Consider the following 16784-nt stretch of genomic DNA (forward strand, 5'->3'; position numbering starts at 1 on the left):
TTTTTTTGCACCGTCAATCACTCACAGGTAGCGCCATGAATTTCCAACTCAGCCAAGAACAAGAAATGTTGGTGGACGCGGTTCGCAGTTTTGTCAGCAAGGAGTTGCTGCCCCACGAAGAGGCGGTGGACCGCGCCGATGAGGTCAGCGCCGACCTCGCCGGGGAGATCCGCAGCAAGGCCATCGCCGCTGGCTTCTATGCCTTCAACATGCCGGAAGAAGTGGGTGGCGGCGGCCTGGACTACCTGTCCCAGGCGCTGATCGAGCGTGAGCTGGCCAAGTGTTCCTGGGCCCTGCATGTGTTCGTTGCCCGGCCTTCGAAAATCCTCATGGCCTGTACCGGCTCGCAGATCGGCGACTACCTGCTGCCCTGTGTGCAAGGGCGCAAGGTCGACTGCTTCGCCCTGACCGAACCCGGCGCCGGTTCCGATGCCAATGCGATCAAGACCCGCGCCGTGCGCGACGGCGGCGACTTTGTGCTTAACGGCAGCAAGCACTTCATCAGCCACGCCGGGCATGCGGATTTCGCCATTGTCTTTGCGGTCACCGGCACCTATGAGCACAACGGCCGTCAGCGCAACGCGGTGACTTCGTTCCTGGTGGATCGCGACACCCCGGGCCTGACCATCCGCCGTGGCCCCAAGTGCGTGAGCAACCGTGGCTACCACACCTTCGAGATGTTCTTCGACGACTGCCGGGTACCGGCTTCCAAGGTGCTGGGGGAGGTGGGCAAGGGTTGGGAAGTGGCCAACGCCTGGCTCACCGCCGGGCGAGTGATGGTGGCGGCCAACTGCGTGGGGCAGGCCCAGCGCGCCCTGGATGCCTCCCTGCAATGGGCGGCGGATCGCAAGCAGTTCGGTCAGGCCATCGGCAGTTACCAGGGGGTGTCGTTCAAGCTGGCGGACATGGCCACGCAGATCCGCGCCGCCGAGCTGTTGACCCTGCACACCGCCTGGAAGATGGACCAGGGCAGCATGACCGACGGCGAGGCCGGCATGGCCAAGCTGTTCGCCAGTGAAGTGCTGGGCCGGGTGGCCGACGAGGCGGTGCAGATCTACGGCGGCATGGGCCTGATGGACGAAGGCCCGGTGGAACGCATCTGGCGCAATGCGCGGATCGAGCGCATCTGGGAAGGCACTTCGGAGATCCAGCGCCACATCATTTCCCGTGAACTGCTGCGGCCGCTGATGCGCTGAGCGCCCTGGAGAATTGCCGTCATGTCCCAGACTCTACGTGACAATCTCAAGCGCCTGCTGGCCCCAAGGCACCTGGCCTTCGTCGGTGGGCGCAGCATGGCCCGGGCCCTCAAGCGCTGCGCCGAAGACGGGTTTACCGGGCCCATGTGGCTGGTCAACCCGCAGCATGCCGAGCTCGATGGCGTGCCCTGTGTGGCCAGCATCGAACAGCTGCCCTGCGGCCCGGATGCGGTGTTCGTCGCCACCAACCGCGAGCTGACCCTGACCTGCGTCGCGGCGCTGGCGGCCAAGGGCGCGGGTGGGGCGATCTGTTATGCCTCGGGCTTTGCCGAAACCGGCGCCGAGGGCCAGGCCCTGCAACAGCAATTACTGCAGGCCGCAGGCGACATGGCGCTGCTGGGCCCTAACTGCTACGGCCTGCTGGACTACCTGCACAGCGCCGCGCTGTGGCCGGTGGCCCATGGCGGTCAACCCGTGGAACGCGGTGTGGCGGTGCTGACCCAGAGCGGCAACTTTGCCTACAACCTGTCCATGAGCGATCGCTCGCTGCCGGTGGCCTACATGGCGTCGGTGGGCAATCAGGCGCAGCTGGGCATTGCCGAACTGATGGACGTGCTGCTGGACGAACCACGGGTCACGGCCATCGGCCTGCACCTGGAAGGCCTGAAGAACGTGCCGGGTTTTGCCCGGGCGGCGCATAAAGCCCTGGAGAAGGGCATTCCGATCATTGCCCTGAAGACCGGGGTGTCGCAGATCGGCGCCGAACTGGCCTTGAGTCACACCAGTTCGCTGTCGGGTTCCGATGCCTTGTACGACGCGTTGTTCCAGCGCCTGGGGGTGATCCGGGTCAGCGGCCCGGTGAGTTTTGTCGAAACCCTGAAGGCCGCCTCTTGCGGGCAGTTGCCGGCCGGCCCGCACCTGATGGCCCTGGCCTGTTCCGGGGGGGACGCCGGGCTGATCGCCGACTACGCCGAGCGCAACGGCTTGCAACTGCCCAAGCTGGATGCCGGGCAGTGCGCCGAGTTGGCCCAGGTGCTGCCGGGCTACGCCAATCTGGTCAACCCGCTGGATTTCACCACCGCGATCTGGGGCGACGCCACGGCCTTGCAAGCCATGCTCGACACGGCGCTGCGTACCGAGGCCGACAGCGCCATGCTGGTGCTGGATTACCCGGCCGAGTTCACCGGCGAGCGCAAGGAGTGCGACCTGCTGCTGGAGCTGTTCTGCGCGGCGCTGCAACGCCACGGCAAGCGCGGTTTTGTCACCTCGGCCTTTCCCGAGCTGCTGCCGGCCAGCGCCCGCGAGCGTTTGCACGGCCACGGCATTCCCGCCTTGCAAGGGGTGGAGGACGGTCTGGCGGCCTGGGGCCGGATCGTCGCCTATCAACAGCGCCGTCCGGCACTGCTGGCCCTGGGGGAGTCGGCCCTGGTGCCGCTGTGCCCGCAGGCCCTCCACGGCGCCAGCGTGCTGCTGGACGAGTGGCAGTCCAAACAGGCCTTGCGCGGCTTCGGCCTGAGTATCCCGGACGGTGTGCTGAGCACCCCCGAGCAGGCCCTGAGCGCGGCGGCTGCTGTCGGTTATCCGCTGGTGCTCAAGGCGGTCAGCGCGCAGTTGCCGCACAAGACCGAGGCCGGGGCGGTGGCCCTGAATCTTAAGGACCCTGAAGCCCTGAGCGCGGCCCTGCGCCTGATGCGCACGCGGATCGCCGAGCATGCGCCCAGCGTGGCTTTTGAGCGGGTGTTGCTGGAGCCCATGGCCGCGCCGCCCCTGGCGGAGCTGATTGTCGGCATCAAGCGTGAGAACGACTTCGCTCTGGCCTTGGTGATCGGTGCTGGCGGGGTGCTGGTGGAACTGCTCAAGGACAGTCGCAGCCTGCTGCTGCCCACCACCGAAGGGGCGATCCGCCAGGCCCTGCTCAGCCTGCGCAGCGCCGCCTTGCTGCAAGGCTTTCGCGGGCGCCCGACGGCTGATCTTGAAGCCCTGGTGGCGGCCATTGGCGCGGTGGCGGACTACGCTTGCGAACACGCCGGGCAACTGCTGGAACTGGATGTGAACCCATTGTTGGTCGGTGCCCAGGGCACCGTCGCGGTCGATGCGTTGATTCGCCTTGGCCAGGCTTGAGGAGAGAGACATGCACGATCAGACCTTGACCGGTGGCCAGGCCCTGGTGCGCCTGCTGGCCGGCTACGGCGTCGACACGGTGTTCGGCATTCCCGGGGTGCACACCCTGGAGTTGTATCGCGGGCTGCCCGGCAGCGGCATCCGCCATGTGCTGACCCGGCATGAGCAGGGCGCGGGCTTCATGGCCGACGGTTACGCCCGGGTCAGTGGCAAGCCCGGGGTGTGTTTCGTCATCAGCGGCCCGGGGGTGACCAACGTCGCCACGCCGATTGGCCAGGCTTATGCCGACTCGATCCCGCTGCTGGTGATTTCCAGCGTCAACCACAGCGCCAGCCTGGGCAAGGGCTGCGGCTCGCTGCACGAAACCCAGGACCAGCGCGCCATCACTGCGCCTATCACCGCCTTTTCGGCCCTGGCCCTGAGCCCGGAAGATCTGCCGGAACTGATCGCCCGGGCCTTTGCCGTGTTCGACAGCGAGCGCCCGCGCCCGGTGCACATCAGCGTGCCCCTGGATGTGCTGGCGGCCAAGGTGGCCCGGGACTGGACCGGTGAAGTGCGGCGACGCCCCGCTCGCGGCCCGGCTGCGGCGGCAGATATCCAGCAAGCGGCGGACAAACTGCGCAAGGCCAAGCGGCCGATGATCATTGCCGGTGGCGGCGCGCTGCACGCCGCCGAGCAACTGCGGGTCCTGAGCACCCGGTTGGGCGCGGTGTGTTTCAGCAGCGTTGCCGGCAAGGGCCTACTGCCGGAGGAGGCGCCACTGAACGCCGGGGCGACCTTGTGTGTCGAGCCTGGCTGGCAGTTGATCAGTCAGGCCGACGTGGTGCTGGCGGTAGGCACCGAGATGGCCGACACCGACTATTGGCGCGAGCGCCTGCCGCTGAACGGCGAGCTGCTGCGCCTGGATATCGACCCGCGCAAGTTCAATGACTTCTACCCGTGTTCGGTGGCCTTGCACGGCGATGCCCGCGCCACCCTGGACGCCTTGCTCCAGGCCTTGCCACCTACACCGGCCGAAGCGGGGGCGGCGATTCATGCGGTGGCCGATCTGCGCCAGGCGGTGCAGAACGGGCAGGGGCCCTTGCAGCAGATTCACCGCTCGATCCTGCAACGCATTGCCGCCGAGCTGCCGGAGCACGGCTTTATCGCCAGCGACATGACCCAGCTGGCCTACAGCGGCAACTACCTGTACCCGACCCGGGCGACCCGCAGCTGGCTGCATCCCACCGGCTACGGCACCCTGGGCTACGGCTTGCCGGCGGGCATCGGCGCCAAGCTCGGCGCCCCCGAACGTCCCGGGCTGGTGCTGGTGGGCGACGGCGGTTTTCTCTACACGGTGCAGGAACTGGCCACGGCGGTGGAGGAGCTGGACGGCCCGCTGGTGGTCTTGCTGTGGAACAACGACGCCCTGGGGCAGATCCGCGATGACATGCTGGACCTGAACATCGAGCCCATTGGCGTGCTGCCGCGCAATCCGGATTTTGCCGCCCTGGCCCGGGCCTTTGGTTGCAGCGTCAGCCAGCCCGCCAGCCTCGATGAGTTGCAACAGGAACTGCGCGAGGGCTTTGCCCGCAACGGCGTGACCCTGATCGAACTCAAGCACGCCTGCGCGCGCTGACCATCCCTTTTCCCTGGAGCTTGTGCATGCGCTTTTCTCGACTGACCCAACGTATTGCCGGAGACGGCGCCGCCGCCTGGGACATTCATTACCGGGCCCTGGCCAAGCGCGAACGTGGCGAGGAAGTCTGGTTGCTGTCGGTGGGCGACCCGGATTTCGACACCCCCCAGCCCATCGTCCAGGCGGCCATCGACAGCCTGCAGGCCGGCCACACCCATTACGCCGATGTGCGCGGCAAGCGCGCCTTGCGCGAGGCCATCGCCCGCCGCCATCAGCAGCGCAGCGGGCAAGTGGTGGATGCCGAGCAGGTGGTGGTGCTGGCCGGTGCCCAGTGCGCCCTGTACAGCGTGGCCCAGTGCCTGCTGGACCCGGGGGACGAAGTGATAGTGGCCGAGCCGATGTACGTCACCTATGAAGCAGTGTTCGGTGCCTGCAACGCCCGGGTGGTGCCGCTGCCGGTGCGGGCCGAAGACGGCTTTCGGGTGCAGCCCGAGGCGGTGGCCGCGCGCATCACCGGCAAGACCCGGGCCCTGGTGCTCAACAGCCCGCACAACCCCACCGGCGCGAGCATTCCCCGAGCCACCTGGGAAGCCCTGGCGGCGCTGTGCATCGAACATGACCTGTGGCTGATCTGCGACGAGGTCTACAGCGAGCTGCTGTACGAGGGCGAGCATGTCAGCCCGGCCAGCCTGCCGGGCATGGCCGAGCGCACCGCAACCCTCAATAGCCTCTCCAAGTCCCATGCCATGACCGGCTGGCGCCTGGGCTGGGTAGTGGCGCCGACGGCCCTGGCCGCGCACCTGGAAAACCTCGCCCTGTGCATGCTCTACGGCTCGCCGGAATTCATCCAGGACGCCGCCGTGGTGGCCCTGGAACAGCCCTTGCCGCAGCTGCGGGACATGGCCCAGGCCTATCGCCAGCGCCGGGACCTGGTGTGCGACTGCCTGGCCGATTGCCCCGGCGCCCGGCCGCTGAAGCCCGACGGCGGCATGTTCGTCATGGTCGACATCCGCGCCACCGGGCTCAGCGCCCAGGCCTTCAGCGAGCGCCTGCTGGATGAGCAGGGCGTCTCGGTGCTGGCCGGCGAAGCCTTCGGCCCCAGCGCCGCCGGGCATATCCGCCTGGGGCTGGTGCTGCAAGCGGATGACCTGCGCGAAGCCTGCCGGCGCATCGCCTTGTGCGCCCGGCAGTGCCTGGCCGAACGCGATGCCCCTGTTACTGTGCAACCTGTCTGAGGAAGCTTCATGAATGTGTTGATCGTCCACGCCCACCCCGAACCGCAGTCCTTCACCGCCGCCTTGCGTGACCAGGCCCGCAGCACCCTGGAGGCCCAGGGGCACCAGGTACAGGTCAGCGACCTGTACGCGATGAACTGGAACCCGGTGGCCAGCGCCGCGGATTTTGCCTCCCGGGACAACCCGGATTACCTGGTGTATGCCCTGGAACAGCGCCTGGGGGTGAAGAACCAGAGCATTGCCGCGGATATCCAGGCCGAGCTGGACAAGCTGCTGTGGGCCGACCTGTTGATCCTCAACTTCCCGGTGTTCTGGTTCTCGGTGCCGGCCATGCTCAAGGGCTGGATCGACCGGGTGCTGGTGTCGGGTGTGTGTTATGGCGGCAAGCGTTTCTATGACCAGGGCGGGCTGGCGGGCAAGAAAGCCCTGGTGACCCTGACCCTGGGCGGGCGCGAGCACATGTTCGGCGAAGGCGCGATTCACGGCCCGCTGCAGGACATGCTGCGCCCGCTGCTGCGCGGCACTTTGGCCTATGTCGGCTATGACGTGCTGGAACCCTTCGTGGCCTGGCACGTGCCCTACATCAGCCAGGAGGCTCGCGAAGCCTTCCTGCACAGCTACCGCCAGCGCCTGCAGCACCTGGCGGACGACCAGCCCCTGGTCTTCCCGCGCCTGGACCAGTTCGACGAAGCCCTGTACCCCTTGCCGGTCTGAAATCCCCACCGCCGATACGCCTTCCTCCGTAGGAGCCGGCTTGCCGGCGAACAGGCCCTTGAGCCTTGTGCTGCTCTTGCGGCCGCCTTCGCTGGCAAGCCAGCTCCTACATGAGCATTCCCGGCGATAGGGAGTTCTTCGGGGGCGCTGCGCAGGCTGGCCGCTAGGGGCGCGGGCCGGTCCACGCCGCGGGGTTGACCAGGTTCGGTGGGCGCTGGCCGGCCAGCGCCGCCAGCAGGTTGTCCACCGCGCAGCGGGCCATGGCTTCGCGGGTTTCGTGGGTGGCCGAGCCGATGTGCGGGGTGGCCACGACGTTGGGCAGTTGCAGCAGCGGGGAGTCGTGGTCCAGCGGCTCGCGTTCGAAGACGTCCAGCCCGGCGCCGCGAATCCGCCGTTGTTGCAGGGCTTCTATCAGCGCCGCTTCATCCACCACCTTGCCCCGGGAAATATTGATGAAGATGCTTTCGGGGCGCATCAGGGCGAACTCCCGGGCGCCGATCAGGCCCTGGGTGCGTTCGGTCAGGGGCAGGGTCAGGCAGATGAAGTCGGCTTCCTCAAGCAGTTGCTCCAGGCTCCGGTACTGGGCATTGAAGCGTTGCTCCACCGCGGGCTTGGGCCGGGTGCTGTGGTAGATCAGCGGCATGCCGAAGCCGAAATGCCCGCGCTGGGCCAGGGCTTCGCCGATGCGCCCCATGCCGATGATGCCCAGGGTCTTGCCGTGGACATCCGTGCCAAAGTGCGCCGGCCCGATGTTGCGCTGCCATTGCCCGGCGCGCACCAGGTTGGCCAGTTCCACCACCCGCCGGGCGGTCGCCAGGATCAGCGCGAAGCCGGTGTCGGCGGTGGTCTCGGTGAGCACGTCGGGGGTGTTGCTGAGCAGGATGCGGCGCTGGGTCAGGTAGTCGATGTCATAGTTGTCGACCCCCACCGAAACGCTGGCCACCGCCCGCAACCGGGGCGCCAGGTCCAGCAGTTCGGCGTCCAGGCGCAGGCTGGCGCCCAGCAGCCCGTCGGCGCTCGGCAGCGCCTGGCGCAGGGCATTCAGCCCCGCCGCGTCGAGGGTTTCGATCAGGGTCACCTGCGCCTGCTCCTGCAGGCGGGCCATCAGCGTTGGGGAGAGTTTCTTGTACAGCACCAGGTGTTTTTTCATGGGGTTCTCTAGACCGTTTCAAGGGTGGGCCAGGCGCCGGCGCAGGGGCAGGGCCTTGGCCTGCGGCTGGTCGGCACCGGGTTTGAGCAACAGGGTCAGCAGTACCGAGAGCAGCAGCGCGCCGCTCATCAGCAGGTAGGAGGCGCCGGGGGAGCCGGTGGCGCTGTTCAGGTAGCCCACCAGGTAGGAACCGCCGAAAGAGCCCAGGGCGCCCATGCTGTTGATCAGGGCCATGGCGCCACCGGCGACGTTGGCCGGAAGGATCTCCGGGACGATGGCGAAGAACGGCCCGTAGGGCGCGTACATGCAGGCCCCGGCGATCACCAGCAGGCTGTAGGACCACCAGAAGTGCTCGGCCCCCAGCAGGTAGGAACCGTAGAAAGCGATGGCCGCCACCAGCAGCGGCGGCCAGACGAAGCGCTTGCGCTTCTGGGTGCGGTCCGAGCCCCAGGACACCGCCAGCATGGCGATCACCGCCGCCAGGTAAGGCAGCGCCGAGAGCCAGCCGGCTTCCACCATGTCCATCTGCGCGCCGTGCTTGAGGATCGACGGCAGCCACAGGACAAAGCCGTAGACCCCGATGCTCCAGCAGAAGAATTGCAGGGCGAGGATGATCACCTTGGGCGAGCGGAACGCCTCGGCGTAGTTCTTCACCGCCTTGATCCCTTGCTGTTCGGCGGCCAGGGCGCTTTCCAGGTCGCGTTTTTCGTCCTGGCTCAGCCACTGCGCCTGGCTGGGCCGGTCATCGGCCAGGCGCCACCAGATAAAGGCCCAGATCACCGCCGGCAGGCCTTCGATGATGAACATCCAGCGCCAGCTGAAGTGCTGCACCAGGTAGCCGGAGACCACCGACATCCAGAGCATGGTCACCGGGTTGCCGAGGATCAGGAAGGTGTTGGCCCGGGAGCGTTCGGCGCGGGTGAACCAGTGGCACAGGTACACCAGCATCGCCGGCATCACCGCGGCCTCTACCACCCCCAGCAGGAAGCGGATGCCGATCAGCATGTAGGCGTTGGCGACTATCCCGGTGAGGGTGGCCAGGCCGCCCCAGAGGATCAGGCTGACGAAGATCAGCTTCTTCACGCTGCGCTTTTGCGCGTAGATCGCCCCGGGCACCTGGAAGAAGAAATAGCCGAGGAAGAACAGCGCCCCCAGCAGCGAGGACAGGCCGGGGGTGATCTGCAGGTCGTCGGCCATGCCCGAGGCCGCGGCGAAACCGTAGTTGGCGCGGTCCAGGTAGGCCAGGCTGTAGGTGATGAAGACGATGGGCATGATGTACCACCAGCGGCGGGTGGCGAGTTTGAGCGTGTCCATGAAAATTCTCCTGAGCTTGTTGTTTTTGTCGCAGCAGGTGGTTCGTGGTGTTCGGTCACTGCAGGAGCCGGCTGGCCGGCGAAGGGGCCCTTGAGGCGGTGTCGCCGGGCGGGCGTCTTCGCTGGCAAGCCAGCGCCTACAGGGCGCTGGCGGTTTTCAGGCTGGGCGTGTGCTCCGGTAGTTCGTGGCGCAAGGGCATGCCTTCCATGTCGCCACGGCTCTGCACCGCGCGGCTGCCGATCCAGTTGGCCCGCTGCACCGCTTCGAGGATGCCGCGGCTTTCCAGCAGGGCGCTGATCAGGCCCACGGCAAAGCCGTCGCCGGCGCCTACGGTGTCCACCACCTGGGCCACCGGCACGCCGTCGACGAAGCCGGCATCCAGCTGGGTGCGGTAGTAGGCGCCGTGGGCGCCGAGCTTGATCACCACGGCTTCGGCGCCCTGGTCCAGGTAGAAGGCGGCGATGTCCGCCGGGTCGTCGCGGCCGGTGAGCAGGCGGCCTTCGGCGAGCCCCGGCAGTACCCAATGGGCCAGCGCCGCCAGGCGGTTGATCTCGCGGATCATCAGCGCTTCGCTGGGCCACAGGGCGGGGCGCAGGTTGGGGTCGAACGACACGCTGTGCCCGGCGCTGCGCTGGGTGTGCATCAGGTGGCCGGACAGCTCTCGGGCCGAGTCCGAGAGCGCCGGGGGAATGCCGGTGGCGTGCAAGTGGCGGGCCCGCAGCAGGGCCGGGTCGACGTCGCCGATGGCCAGGTGGCTGGCCGCCGAACCGCGGCGGAAATACTCGACCCGCGGGTCGTCGCCGCCGTCTTCCCGGGACTTGAGCTGAAAGCCGGTGGGATGGATCGGGTCGCAGCGCACGAAACGGCAGTCCAGGCCTTCGGCACGCAGGGTGTCGAGCACGAAGCGCCCCAGGGAGTCGTTGCCTACCCGGCTCAGCCAGGCCACCTTGAAGCCCAGGCGTGCCAGGCCGATGGCCACGTTGCTGTCGGCCCCGGCGATGCGCTTGTGGAAGTGCTGGACCTGGGCCAGGTCGCCGCCGTGTTCGGCAACGAACATCGCCATGGTTTCGCCGAACGAGAGGATATCGATATCAGGCATCTGCATGCTCCAGGCGCGATTGGCCAAGGTGGGCCAGCAGGCTGACCTGCTCGGTGGTCACTTGCAGCAGGTCGGTGCCTTGCAAGGGGTATTCCACGGCCCGGGTAATACCTTGAGTCATGTGCCGCAGCAGTTGTTCCCATTGATGCAGCTCCGGGGCGCCGGGCGGTATGGCCACCAGCTTGCCGTCGACCCGCAGGCGCACCGCCTTGCAGTGCACGTAGGCCACGTGCCGGCCCAGCAGGCGCGCGGCGTTGAGCGCCGATTGCTCCTGCCATTGCCAGTTGCCGATGTCGAAGGTCATGCGCAGCGGCAGGTTCAGCGCCTCTACCGCGCTGAAAAAGCGCTGGAACGGCTCGATGCGCCCGCCGTGGGCGGTCTGGTCGTTCTCCACCAGCAGGGCCAGGGGCTGGCGAAACAGCAGGCTGGCCAGGCTGCGCAGGTCGTGGTGTTCGCGAAAGTGCCCCAGGGACACCTTGAGCCGCTTGGCGCCGAACTCCCGGGCCCGTTGCAGGGTGGCGCTCAGGTCCGGGTTGGGCTCGCTGCGCTCGGCCTGCCACAACTCCAGGGGCGAGGAAAACACGCTTTCCAGGCCGTGCTCCGCAGCGCTGCGGGCCAGCTCGGCGGGCTGCTCATGGGTCAGCAGTTCTTCGCGCCATTCGATGCAGGACGCGCCGGCGGCGGCCACCAGGGGAATGAAATGCGCCTGACCCTGTGCGCGCACAAGGTCTGCGCCGTAGCTGGACAAACTGATGGAGACGGGGGATTGCTGCATGTTCCTGACCTCTGAAACCGGTTTCATTTTTGTTCGAGAAAAAAGTGGTGGGCTTTGCCCCCACTGTTACAACCGGGTGGAGCCGCGCACGATCAACTGCGCCGGAAAATCCACCACTCGCGCCGGGGCATCGCCGCCCCGCAGGCGCTTGAGCAGGCATTCGAAGGCACTGGTGCCTATGGCTTCGGTGGGCTGGGCCAGGGCCGTGATGCCATTGCCCACCAGGGGGTACCAGTCCAGGTCGTCGAGGGCGATCAGGCCCACGCCTTCGAACAGCGGGCACTCCAGCTCACGCAGGGCGCGGGTGGCGGCCAGGGTCGCCACGCCGTTGGCGCAGAACAGCGCCTTGGGCCCGGGGCCGGGGGCGGAGAGAAAGGCTTGCAACTGGCTGGTCAGGTGGCTGCCGGTTTCCAGCAGTTGGCCGCGCAAGGCCGGACGGCGCTCGATCTCGGCCTGGAAACTGGCGCTGCGCTCCAGCCGCGAGCTGGTGCCGTCATGGGGTTCGCTGACCAGCAGCAGGTCGCGATAACCCTGCTGTTGCAGGTGGTCGAGGGCGCTGCGCACCGCCGCCGGGTTGTCCAGGCCCACCAGGTCGGCCTGCAACTGCGAGAGCTTGCGGTCCACCAGGACCATGGGCATCTCTTCCTGCAATTGCTGCAACTGTTCCAGGTGGTGGCCCAGGGTGTTCACGATCAGGCCTTCGATGTTGTAGGCCCGCAGGTTGGCCAGGTGCCGGGCTTCCTGTTCGTCGTCGCGGTCGGTGTTGCACACCACCAGGCTATAGCCGTGCTGGCGGCAGGCGGTTTCCACGCCATGCATCACGGCAATCGAATAGGGGTTGCGGATATCGGCCACCAGCATGCCGATCAGGCGGGTGCGCCCGCGCTTGAGGCCGCGGGCCATCTGGTTCGGGCGGTAGCCCAGTTCGCTGATGGCCTGATCGATGCGCAGGGCAATGGCATCGGAGAGCAGGGCCCGGTCCTCGCCGATAAAGCGCGACACGCTGGCCTTGGAGACCCCGGCGCGGCGGGCGACATCGAGCATGGTGACGCGGCTGCGCTGGGCGGCGGAAAACTGATTCACGGGCGACGACCTTGTTTTTGGAATTATGGGTTCCAGTTGCGCTGAAACCGGTTTCAGGAAACCGCAAAAGCGCTTCGGCCGTCAATAGTGCAGAGGCAGGAAATAGCATCCACGCAGGTCGGTGGCTGACCAACGGTCGCGTTCAGGGGCGGCCCAGGTGCTGTTCCAGGTAGGCCAGCAGGGCGCTGTACAGGGCATCCACTTCAGGGGCCAGGCCCCTGGCACGCAGGCAGCCGTGCACCAGCCCCAGGCCCGGGTACAGCTGGCTTTGCCCACCGGCTGCGAGCAAGTGCTGGTGATAACGCTCGCCGTCATCGCGCAGCGGGTCGAACTGTGCCAGGGCGATAAAGGCCGCGGGCAGGCCGGCGAACTGTTGCGCCAGTAGCGGCCGGGCATAGGCCGAGCGCTGCTGCGGGCCGGGCAGGTACAGGGCCTGGAAACAGTCCAGGTCGCTGCTGCTGAGCAAGGGCGCGTCGGCGCACTGGCTGCGCGAGGGCAGGTTGGCGGCGCCACCCAGGCCGGGGTAGAGCAGCACCTGGGCCGCCGGCCCGGGTTCGCCGGCATCGCGCAGGGCCAGGCACAGCGCCGCCGCCAGGTTGCCGCCGGCGCTGTCGCCCATCAGCACCCGGCGCTGCGGGTCCAGTGGCAGGGGCAGCAGCCCTTGTTCCAGGGCCCGCCAGACCCCCAGGCAATCGTCGAAGGCGGCGGGGAACGGGTGCTCCGGGGCCAGCCGGTAGTCCACGGCGATCACCAGTATTCCCAGCTCGCTGGCCAAGCGGGCGGTGATGAACTCGTGGGAGTCCAGGCCCCCCAGCACCCAGCCGCCGCCGTGCAGGTACAACAGCCAGGGCCAGCCCGAAGGCGCAGCGGGGCGCTCGGGGTGATACAGGCGCAGTGGCACCCCGGAAAGTTGCAGCTCCTGTACCGCCAGCCCGGCCGGGCGAGGCGGGGTGAAGGCCCGGCACATGCGCTCGTAGCTGTCGCGCAGGCCCTGGAAGCTGCTGTCGACGCTGGTGTAGCTCAGGGTTCGCTGGACAAAGGCCGTCAGCTCGGCAGAAAGCGGGTAATGGTTCATGGACAGTCCTGGAGTGTGGGAGCCGGCTTGCCGGCGAAGAGGCCCGTGAGACCGCCTACGCCGGCAAGCCGGTTCCTGCAGAGGGTGGCTACAGGCTCGCTTTGACCGCTGCCACGCCATCGCGGCCGTCGAAGGTGGTCACCCCCGCCAGCCAGCGCTGCAGGTCCTCGGGATGCTCGCGCAACCATTGCCGGGCCACCTCCTGGGGCGATTGGCGCTGCATGATGGGCACCATCAGCTGGCTTTCCTGGGCTGCGGTGAAGCTCAGGTTCTTCAGCAGCCGGTCGACGTTGGGGCAGCGCTCGGCATAGTCCGGGGCGGTCACCGTGGACACCGTGGCCGCGCCTTCGTTGGGCCCGTACACGTCTTCGCTGCCGGTGAGGTAGGTGATGGGAAGGTTGATGTTCATCGGGTGCGGGGTCCAGCCGACGAACACCACGAACTCCTTGCGGTTGATCGCCCGCTGCACTGCCGCCAGCATCCCGGCCTCGCCGGACTCGATCAGCTTGAAGCCCTTGAGGCCGAAATGGTCGGTGTCGATCATGGTCTTGATCGTGGTATTGGCGCCGCTGCCGGGTTCGATGCCGTAGATCTTGCCCCCCAGCTGCTCCTTGAAGCGGGCGATGTCGGCGAAGGTCTTCAGGCCCGCTTGCGCCACGTAGTCCGGCACTGCCAGGGTCGCCTGGGCATCGGCCAGGCTGGGCTGGGCCATGACCCTGACCTGCCCGGCGGCCAGGAAGGGCGCGATGTTCTGGTCCATGGCCGGTTTCCAGTAGCCGAGGAAGATGTCCAGGCGCCGGTCGCGAATGCCGGCGAAGATGATCTGCTGCACCGCGCTGGTCTGCTTGCTGTCGTAGCCCAGGCCGCCGAGCAGCACGTCGGCCATGGCGCTGGTGGCAATCACGTCGGTCCAGTTGACCACGCCCATGCGCACGGTCTTGCAGGCGGCGGGCTCGGCGGCCCAGGTCGGGGCACTCAGCAGGGCGCTGGCGCAACAGGCCAGGAAACAACGCTTGAACGGTGTTTTCATCGGAGGCTCTCGTGGGGCAGTGGTTTTTGTTCGGGGCGGCGTCTTGTTGCGCCGTGTGCGCCACCCTACAGCGCCCCGGTGCCGAGCCAAAGGCACTGGAGCGACCGCCCGTTGCACTGTGGCGACCTCAGGCCCACAGGCTCATCCAGGTGGATGCCAGCAACAGCAGGGCCATGCCCCGATTGAATGCCTTCAGCGCCTGGGGCGAGCGTAGCCAGCGCGCCGAACCGGCCCCCAGCAGTGCCCAGGCGCCCAGGCACGGCAGGGCGATGAGGAAAAACACCAGGGACAGCCACAGCGCCCGCCACTGTCGGTCGGCCTCGGTACCGGCGAACACGCTGACCACCGCCAGGGCCATCATCCAGGTCTTGGGGTTCACCAGTTGCAACGCGGCGGCGCCGGCCAACCCCAGGCGGCGCGGCTGCCCGGCACTGGCATCCAGGGCGCTGGCCGGGGCCTGCCAGATCTGCCAGGCCAGGTAGCTGAGCCACAGCAGCCCGAGCCACTGCATGGCCTGCTGCACCTTGGGCCTGCCGGCGAGCCAGTCGCCCAGGCCGGCGCCCACCAGCAGCACGATCCCGGCCGCGGCCAGCGCTGCGCCGAGGATGATCGGCGGCGCCGCCCGCAGGCCATGGCGGGCGCTGTTGTTCAGCACCAGGATATTGGTCGGCCCCGGGGTGATGGAGGCGACAAAGGCAAACAGCACAAAGGGCAGCAGGGTCGAGAGAGACAGGGGCATGGCGGGCAACTTTGGGAAGTGATCGGCAGTTGATCCTGGCCCAGTTGCTTTCAGGCGTCTGGAAGCTTTGTGCAGCGCTTGCGATACAACGCCGGGCTCAGCCCGTAGGCACGCATGAACCAGCGCCCCAGGTGGCTCTGGTCGGCAAAGCCCAGGGCCGTGGCGACCTCGGCCGGCGCTGCGCCTCCGGCCAGCAGGCGGCGTGCCCGGCTCAGGCGCAGTTGCACCAGGTAGGCATGGGGTGGCAGGCCGAAGGCGGCCTTGAAGGCGCGGCTGAGGCGAAAGCGGTCGACCCCGCAGGCCTGGCTCAGGGCTTCCAGGCTCAGGTCCTGGGCCAGGTGCGCATGCAGGTAGTCCCGGGCCCGTTGCGCCACCAGCGGCAGGCGCGGGTCCTGGGCGTAGCGCCGGCGCCAGTGCAAGTGCCCGGTCAGTTGTTCCAGCAACTGGTCCAGGGCGCTCTGGCGGACGATGCGCAACTCGCCATGGTGCAGGCTGTGAAAGGCCGCGCTGGTGGCCCGGGCCAGGCGCGGATCGCTGGCCAGGGTACTGCCGAATGCCAGTTGGGCATTGGCCGGCGCCTCGGCGAACAGCGCCCCCAGTTCGCGCTCCAGCCACTGCGGGTCGAGGTACAGCATGCGGTAGGTAAAGCCGCCCTCGGTGGGGGCCTCGCCGTCGTGGATCTCCCCCGGTTCCAGCAGGAACACCTTGCCCGGTGTGCTCTGGTGCCGGGCCCGGCGGCAGTTGAACTGCTGCACCCCTTGCTCGGTGACGCCCACCAGGTAGCTGTCGTGCCAGTGCGGGTCATAGGCGTGGCCGGTGAAGTGGGCCCGCAGGGTCTCAATGCCGGTGTCGGCATCCTGGGCCAGGTCGATCCAGTTGGGCGTGGTCATGGGGCGGTCCGTGGGGCGTGGCGGCAACCCTGGCAGTTAACGCCGGTGCCAGGGCTGGGGTCTAGAAGTTTTGTGCAGCCTCAACTGAACAGCCCGGCGGCGATATTGATCGAGAAACCGAGGATTGCGGTGTTGAACAGAAAACCGATCAGCGACTGGGCGAGGACGATCTTGCGCAGCTCGCGGGTGGCCACGCCGACGTCCGAGGTTTGCACCGCCACGCCGATGGTGAAGGAGAAATACAGGAAGTCCCAGTAGTCCGGGTTGGTCGGGCCTTCGGCAAAGCGCAGCGCCGGTTCCTTGCCGTCCCAGGTGTAGTACAGGCGCGCGTAGTGCAGGCTGAAGATCACCCCCACCAGCAGCCACGAGCCGATCACCGTCAGCCCGGTGAAGCCGTAGTGGACCAGGCGCTGGGTGCTGTCCAGGTCCTTGCTGCCCACCAGCTCCAGGGTGATCGCCACCAGGCTGGCAATGGCCGCCACACAGACGATCAACAGCACCAGGCCGGCGTTTTCATCCTCGGCTTCGGCGATACGCCTGACCTCATCGGCGCGAGCCCGAACGGTGAGCCAGAACATCAGTGCCAGGTAGCTCCAGACAGCGGCGTTCCAGCCAATGAGGATCTTGCCGGTCAGGGTCTGGGCAGGAGCGAGCAGACCAATGGCGCAGCCGATCAGGACGCCGATGGTCAAGCGGGGGTGGGTGCGGATGACGACGGACATGGGCATTTTCGCGAGAGTGGAAG

The 16784-nt window shown here is 67.6% G+C and carries 15 protein-coding genes; 5 read left to right on the forward strand and 10 right to left on the reverse strand.

What is annotated here, in order from left to right; genetic code table 11:
* Positions 1-35: 35 nt before the first annotated feature.
* Genes PFLCHA0_RS13875 through PFLCHA0_RS13895 form a run of 5 tightly spaced genes read left to right on the forward strand, consistent with a single transcriptional unit; the run spans position 36 to position 6884 of the window.
* A complete protein-coding gene (locus PFLCHA0_RS13875) occupies positions 36-1196 on the forward strand; it encodes an acyl-CoA dehydrogenase family protein (protein WP_011061007.1) in 1161 nt (386 codons plus the stop codon).
* A 21-nt stretch (positions 1197-1217) separates the two neighbouring features.
* Positions 1218-3317, forward strand: coding sequence for an acetate--CoA ligase family protein (locus PFLCHA0_RS13880; protein ID WP_015635403.1), 2100 nt, complete (start codon positions 1218-1220; stop codon positions 3315-3317).
* A gap of 10 nt (positions 3318-3327) precedes the next feature.
* Positions 3328-4935 carry a 5-guanidino-2-oxopentanoate decarboxylase gene (locus PFLCHA0_RS13885; RefSeq protein WP_015635404.1) on the forward strand — a complete coding sequence of 536 codons (1608 nt, stop codon included), beginning with the start codon at positions 3328-3330 and terminating at the stop codon, positions 4933-4935.
* Between the two features lie 26 nt (positions 4936-4961).
* Positions 4962-6170, forward strand: coding sequence for a pyridoxal phosphate-dependent aminotransferase (locus tag PFLCHA0_RS13890; protein ID WP_015635405.1), 1209 nt, complete (start codon positions 4962-4964; stop codon positions 6168-6170).
* Between the two features lie 9 nt (positions 6171-6179).
* Positions 6180-6884 (forward strand): NAD(P)H-dependent oxidoreductase, encoded by a 705-nt coding sequence (locus PFLCHA0_RS13895; RefSeq protein WP_011061010.1) that lies wholly within the window; start codon positions 6180-6182, stop codon positions 6882-6884.
* A gap of 163 nt (positions 6885-7047) precedes the next feature.
* Here the strand turns inward: PFLCHA0_RS13895 and PFLCHA0_RS13900 are convergent, their stop codons facing one another.
* The 10 genes from PFLCHA0_RS13900 to PFLCHA0_RS13945 form a co-directional block, all read right to left on the reverse strand.
* Positions 7048-8034, reverse strand: a complete 987-nt coding sequence (locus PFLCHA0_RS13900; RefSeq protein ID WP_015635406.1) for a 2-hydroxyacid dehydrogenase — start codon at positions 8032-8034, stop codon at positions 7048-7050.
* 18 nt (positions 8035-8052) lie between these two features.
* Positions 8053-9348, reverse strand: a complete 1296-nt coding sequence (locus PFLCHA0_RS13905) for an MFS transporter (RefSeq protein WP_015635407.1) — start codon at positions 9346-9348, stop codon at positions 8053-8055.
* A 136-nt stretch (positions 9349-9484) separates the two neighbouring features.
* A complete protein-coding gene (locus PFLCHA0_RS13910; protein ID WP_041752209.1) occupies positions 9485-10447 on the reverse strand; it encodes a sugar kinase in 963 nt (320 codons plus the stop codon).
* The gene (locus tag PFLCHA0_RS13915) at positions 10440-11222 is read right to left on the reverse strand and encodes a sugar phosphate isomerase/epimerase family protein (protein ID WP_015635409.1); all 783 of its coding nucleotides are present in this window, start codon (positions 11220-11222) and stop codon (positions 10440-10442) included. The genes PFLCHA0_RS13910 and PFLCHA0_RS13915 overlap by 8 nt, the downstream gene beginning before the upstream one ends.
* A 66-nt stretch (positions 11223-11288) precedes the next feature.
* Entirely contained in the window at positions 11289-12305 is a 1017-nt protein-coding gene (locus tag PFLCHA0_RS13920; protein WP_015635410.1) for a LacI family DNA-binding transcriptional regulator, read from the reverse strand.
* Positions 12306-12447: 142 nt separating this feature from the next.
* Entirely contained in the window at positions 12448-13380 is a 933-nt protein-coding gene (locus tag PFLCHA0_RS13925; protein WP_015635411.1) for an alpha/beta hydrolase, read from the reverse strand.
* 88 nt (positions 13381-13468) lie between these two features.
* Complete coding sequence (locus PFLCHA0_RS13930; protein ID WP_015635412.1) at positions 13469-14410, reverse strand: choline ABC transporter substrate-binding protein; 942 nt, start codon at positions 14408-14410, stop codon at positions 13469-13471.
* A 127-nt stretch (positions 14411-14537) separates the two neighbouring features.
* The gene (locus tag PFLCHA0_RS13935; protein WP_015635413.1) at positions 14538-15149 is read right to left on the reverse strand and encodes a LysE family translocator; all 612 of its coding nucleotides are present in this window, start codon (positions 15147-15149) and stop codon (positions 14538-14540) included.
* Positions 15150-15199: 50 nt separating this feature from the next.
* The gene (locus PFLCHA0_RS13940) at positions 15200-16039 is read right to left on the reverse strand and encodes an AraC family transcriptional regulator (protein ID WP_015635414.1); all 840 of its coding nucleotides are present in this window, start codon (positions 16037-16039) and stop codon (positions 15200-15202) included.
* 80 nt (positions 16040-16119) lie between these two features.
* Entirely contained in the window at positions 16120-16761 is a 642-nt protein-coding gene (locus PFLCHA0_RS13945; RefSeq protein WP_041752210.1) for a DUF1345 domain-containing protein, read from the reverse strand.
* Positions 16762-16784: the final 23 nt, after the last annotated feature.

Origin of the sequence: Pseudomonas protegens CHA0, assembly GCF_000397205.1 — a bacterium.
Lineage (GTDB): Bacteria > Pseudomonadota > Gammaproteobacteria > Pseudomonadales > Pseudomonadaceae > Aquipseudomonas > Aquipseudomonas protegens.